Origin of the sequence: Kitasatospora sp. NPDC001539 (assembly GCF_040298565.1) — a bacterium.
Classification (GTDB): Bacteria; Actinomycetota; Actinomycetes; order Streptomycetales; family Streptomycetaceae; genus Kitasatospora.
This window is the reverse complement of the sequence record NZ_JBEPAK010000376.1, coordinates 1-4586: the sequence shown is the minus strand read 5'-3', so window position 1 is coordinate 4586 and position 4586 is coordinate 1. Positions and strand designations below refer to the sequence as shown.

Genomic DNA, 4586 nt, shown 5'->3' with positions numbered 1-4586 from the left:
GGACGGGCTCGGCCCCGAAGCGGTCCTGGTGCTCGTCGATGAGCTTCAGTACCGTCGCCGGGTCGGGTCGAGCTCCTGGGCGAAAAAAGCCGAGGCGGCCTTGAGGATCTCGCACGAGCGCCGCAGCTCGGCGTTCTCCTTGCGCAGAGCGGCCAGCTCCTCCTTCTCGGCCGTGGTGAGCCGGTCGTCGAGCTCGCCCCGGTCCGCCTCGTCCTGGCGGATCCAGTTCCGCAGGGCCTCGTGGTGCACCCCCAGATCGCGGGCCATCTGCCGGATCACCGGCTTCGGATCGGCGGCCCGGTACGCGGCAACAGCTCGCTGCCGCAACTCGGGCGGGTACTTCATCGGTGCAGCCATGGCAAAGGCTCCCTTCTCACGGCCCATCAGGCCATGTCAAGCAACCTTCCGCACCTCGGGGGAACCTCATCCTGACCGCCTACCAGGCGATTCGCGTCGCCATCGCGGACGCCACCATGGCCACGGCCGGCACCGATCCGGACCGCGCCAGCTTCTCCGTCGCCCTCCGAGCCGCCCGCGATCAGGTCATCCAGGCCGCGAACGTCATCGCCGACACCACCATCGACCTGATCGGCGCCATCGGTCGTGCCGTCCTGGACAACCTCATGCCCGCCCGCCGCCAACGCACGAGTCCCCGAGCCGTCAAGCGTCCCCTGTCCCGATACGCCTACAAGAGCCTTCGCGTCGACCGACGCACCTACAAGGCCACCATCAGCATCGACATCCTCTCGACAAATCCGATCAGCCCGTAACTTCATGCCTTGCCTGAAAAGGGGGAGCTGACAGGTCCGAATCCTGTCGATCGGGGCAAGCACGGGTCGAAGATCCACCTGCTCACCGAACGCACCGGTTTACCCCTGTCGCTCGCAATCTCCGGGGCCAACGTCCACGACAGCCAGGCCCTGGTCCCGCTCGTCGACGCCATCCCGCCGATCCGCTCACGGCGCGGCCCCAGGCGGCGCCGACCCGGCAAGCTGCACGGCGACAAAGCCTACGACCACCGCTTCATCCGCTCATACCTACGCCGCCGACAAATCCCCGCCCGCATCGCCCGCCGCGGAATCGAGACCTCCAACCGTCTCGGTCGGCACCGCTGGGTCATCGAACGAACCGTGGCCTGGCTCGGCGGCTTCCGCCGACTCCACCGCCGTTACGAGCGAAAGGCCGGCCACTTCGCCGCCTTCGCCAGCATCGCAGCAGCCATCATCTGCACCCGCAGACTCCCAAATGAGGTGTTTTCTAAATCGACGACACTCGACACCTCATCAGCTTCATGAGGTCTTCCACCGTGTCCAGGTCGAGAGCGGCGGCGACAGCGGTCAGATACTCCCGCTGCTCGCTGGTGAGGCCGAGCCAGGGATCGTCGGCCAGTCGGACGAGCGCCGCGGCCACGGCGGTGGTTGGGTGATAGGGCAGGAGGGTGTCCTGCCGTCACGGTCGTTGAACCGGGCGAGCGCCTCCATCAGGGCGCGCGGCGGATGCCTTCCTCCTCCTGTGGCTCGGCTCGTACACCCCCCACGGCTCCGGGCGGCCCAGGCACCCCCCTGCGGGTCGGCCGGCACTGATACCCGGCCTCGGCCCGCCCCAGGGCACCCAGCCGGCCGCGACCTCCGTGGCCTGGTAGCAGGCGATGGGCCGCCGGGCGTGCCGCTCCCGTCCGGCCGGTCGTTGGGTACGGCATGGGATGGACGGACGAAAAGGGTCCGGGGAGGCATCGGCGTCCTCGTGGCAAGGCGGCGCCGCGGGTCTGCACCTGCGGTGGCTGCGGCACGACGGTGGTGTGCGCGCGGCCGAGCGGGTCGCCCCGGCGCGCCAAGCCACGCCCGCCCGAGCCGGAGCCGGCAGTCCTGGTGACCGCCGAGTACGACACCGCCGAGGCCGACGACGACCGACTGCTCGCCCCCATGGCGCCGTGCGCCGCCGTCTCCGGCGGAACTGCTGACCGGCACCCACGCCCGGCCCTGACGGGAGCATCACGGCGCTCTGACGCCCCGTCCAGCCCCGGCCGTGGTCTTGCACGGCCGGGAACGGCCCGTCCCGGGTCTCCTTACGGGGAGGTGCGTTGCCGACTCTTCGTTTTCGCACCTAAGGCCGCGCATCTCTCACCGGGAGGCAAGCGATGACGGGATCAAACAGTTCTGCCGTCAATCTCGACACCCTGGTCAAGAAAATATCAGGCCCTGCACAACGACATAATCGCGCGAAGACGGTCACAGCTCGAATCGGAGGATCCGTCGACGTAGTACTCGAAATGAATGGAACGCTGACAAGCCCGGTAAAATCGTTTCCATCTATAGGCGCCCTCGCACTAACCGCCGAGGCCCCCCGGGATAGTCGTCTGACAAGGGCGTGGCTGCCACGCGGGCGGGGACGGATCGTCTGTTCTGACCGCGGAGGTCGGTGACGGGGTTCACGGCCTGGCGATCTTGAAATTAATGAGGGCCTTCTGGCTCGGTGTGGATTGCGATATCTGCACCGGCTCCAGAAAGGCGCTCATGCCACACCCGTAACGCACCGCTGACCGAGACCGGACGCCTGCGCCTGGCACTCGCCCAGCACCTCGGCATGCAGGGGATCCGGGCCTCCGCTGGCACCTCCGCGCCCCCCGAGCCATATCTCACATTTTGTAGCCGCGTTGAGAAGTGCTTGCTATGCCACGTCGGCCTTCAACCTGCGAGCGCCCCGCTCGGGCTCCTTCGAGGTGCGGAAGGTCTGCCCTGGAGGGACTCTGGTGGTATGGGTTTAGCTGTGTTGCGGGCGACATGTCTTCATTGCTTGAGAAGCTCATGTGAGGCTCAAGATGAAACTCAGAAATATCATAGCCGTGGCAGTTCTACTGGCGCCCGTGCCGTTTGTCGGTATGACGGTTCCGGCGGAAGCAGCGGTCGATCACATCATAGTTCTCGACGGGTGGGTGCAAGCGGAAGACGGGCCCAGTCTTCCTGACCCGACCTACCATGACCAGAAAACTCCATTCCACCATCAGATAGTCCTTACTCACGAAATGACGAAGAGCCATGCGTCATTCGTAGTATCGACCTGTGCGGATGATGAAGTCAAAGCAACCCTTAGCGTGGGGCTAAATCTGCTGAACGACGAATCCGTTGTCGTCTCGCCGAGGCTGTTGTTGTTCCACGGATCGGACTGCACCACCCAGCCACTTGACAATGTTTCCCCACTGGCAGCGCATGCGATAGAAGGAGGCCGGGGAGGAGGAAATTGGCAGATATTTGTGCCCAGTCGCGATTACTTGGGGACTAACTTGGCCGATGCGAACCTTACTGTTACTCATAGTCTGTGGCCGTGAACAGAAGCCGCGGCTAGAAACGCGGGTTCGCTCCGCCGGTCCGTTGTCGGGCCCTGCCCCCCCTGCGGCCGACCGGCGGGCCGTTCCACTGTGCCGCGGTTCGGCCGGGGCGCCCGCCCTGCGCGTGCCTGCGCCCACCCTCACTGCTTTCCGGCCGTCGAACCTGGGCCGCCTTCGACGCCAGCTGCGCTGGAGGGTTTCGCCTCGGGCAGCCGGTGAGTTTCGCCTCGGGTGTCGTCGCAGGTCAGCGGCCGGTGAGAACGCACTGCGGTACTCCGTCCGGGTGGCGGAGGGGTTCGGCGCGATGGCGCGTAGTTGGTTGGGCAGAGCCTGCGACATGACGAAACCCATAATCAGGCGCCGCCGTCGCCGCTGGCCCGTGCGTGCCCACCGCGTCCGTTCCCGCCGCGCCGGATGGCCGCCGGCCCCGGCCCGGGCGGGCGGCGGCGCGTGCTGCCGGACCTGGTCGAGCGAGCAGCTGACACATGGTGGCCTGTCGTCCGGACGACCTGGCACGAGCCCGCCTGCCCGGCCCTGGGCCCGGCGGTGAGCGTGACACCGAGGCGCTGTCCGGGATCGCGGCCGAGAACGTGGAGCGGCGCCGGACGAAGACGGGGAAGCGGGCGCGGGTGCGGGGCAAGGACGTCGTCGGGGCGCCCGGCGAAGCGCTGCGGTGTCCAGCGTCGTCGCGGTCAGCAGGTGGACAAGGGCGTCGGCTGCTCGGCGACGCGCGACCAGATGAGGCGCCGACTCGCGGTCATCGTTCTTCCGCCTGTCAAGTCAGCGTGTTGCGAGTGGCGATCGCATCACCGAACGGTGAGTCGGCATTCGCACACGGTTGCGGCATGACGTTCGACCGCCGTTCGCGAGCGGGGCGTGCGCCTGCCGCGCATGTGCTTGGTGCCCGAGCGGCCCCCGCCCGTTCGGGTGATACAGCCCTCGGTGGATGGTTCCTACCGTGTCAGAGAGGCAGACTCCATCGCCTACGTCCGGGAGGACCTGCTCCCGCACGAGGCTGCCTGTTTCGGGGAGGGAAGCTGCATGGCAAGACGTCCTCGCATACCCGTGGGTGTGCCCATCCCCCTGCTCGGCCCTGTCCTGGCCGCGGTCACCTGCCTGCAGGCGCCGGCCTGGGCTGAGGTTCCCCCGAGGTGCGGAAGGTTGCTGGACATGGCCTGATGGGCCGTGAGAAGGGAGCCTTTGCCATGGCTGCACCGATGAAGTACCCGCCCGAGTTGCGGCAGCGAGCTGTTGCCGCGTA

General features: G+C 67.2%; 3 protein-coding genes and 1 pseudogene. 3 read left to right on the top strand and 1 reads right to left on the bottom strand.

Annotated elements, in window-relative coordinates; genetic code table 11:
- Positions 1-45: 45 nt before the first annotated feature.
- Positions 46-357 (bottom strand): transposase, encoded by a 312-nt coding sequence (locus tag ABT247_RS31945; protein WP_350749740.1) that lies wholly within the window; start codon positions 355-357, stop codon positions 46-48.
- Positions 358-473: 116 nt separating this feature from the next.
- On the opposite strand from ABT247_RS31945, the gene ABT247_RS31940 reads away from it, so the two are divergent.
- The 3 genes and pseudogenes from ABT247_RS31940 (at position 474) to ABT247_RS31930 (ending at position 3325) form a co-directional block, all read left to right on the top strand.
- Positions 474-770 (top strand): hypothetical protein, encoded by a 297-nt coding sequence (locus tag ABT247_RS31940; protein ID WP_350749738.1) that lies wholly within the window; start codon positions 474-476, stop codon positions 768-770.
- Between the two features lie 21 nt (positions 771-791).
- Positions 792-1295 (top strand): annotated as a pseudogene (locus tag ABT247_RS31935) (IS5 family transposase); the annotation flags it as partial.
- Positions 1296-2806: 1511 nt separating this feature from the next.
- The gene (locus tag ABT247_RS31930) at positions 2807-3325 is read left to right on the top strand and encodes a hypothetical protein (RefSeq protein ID WP_350749736.1); all 519 of its coding nucleotides are present in this window, start codon (positions 2807-2809) and stop codon (positions 3323-3325) included.
- The last annotated feature ends 1261 nt before the right edge of the window (positions 3326-4586 follow it).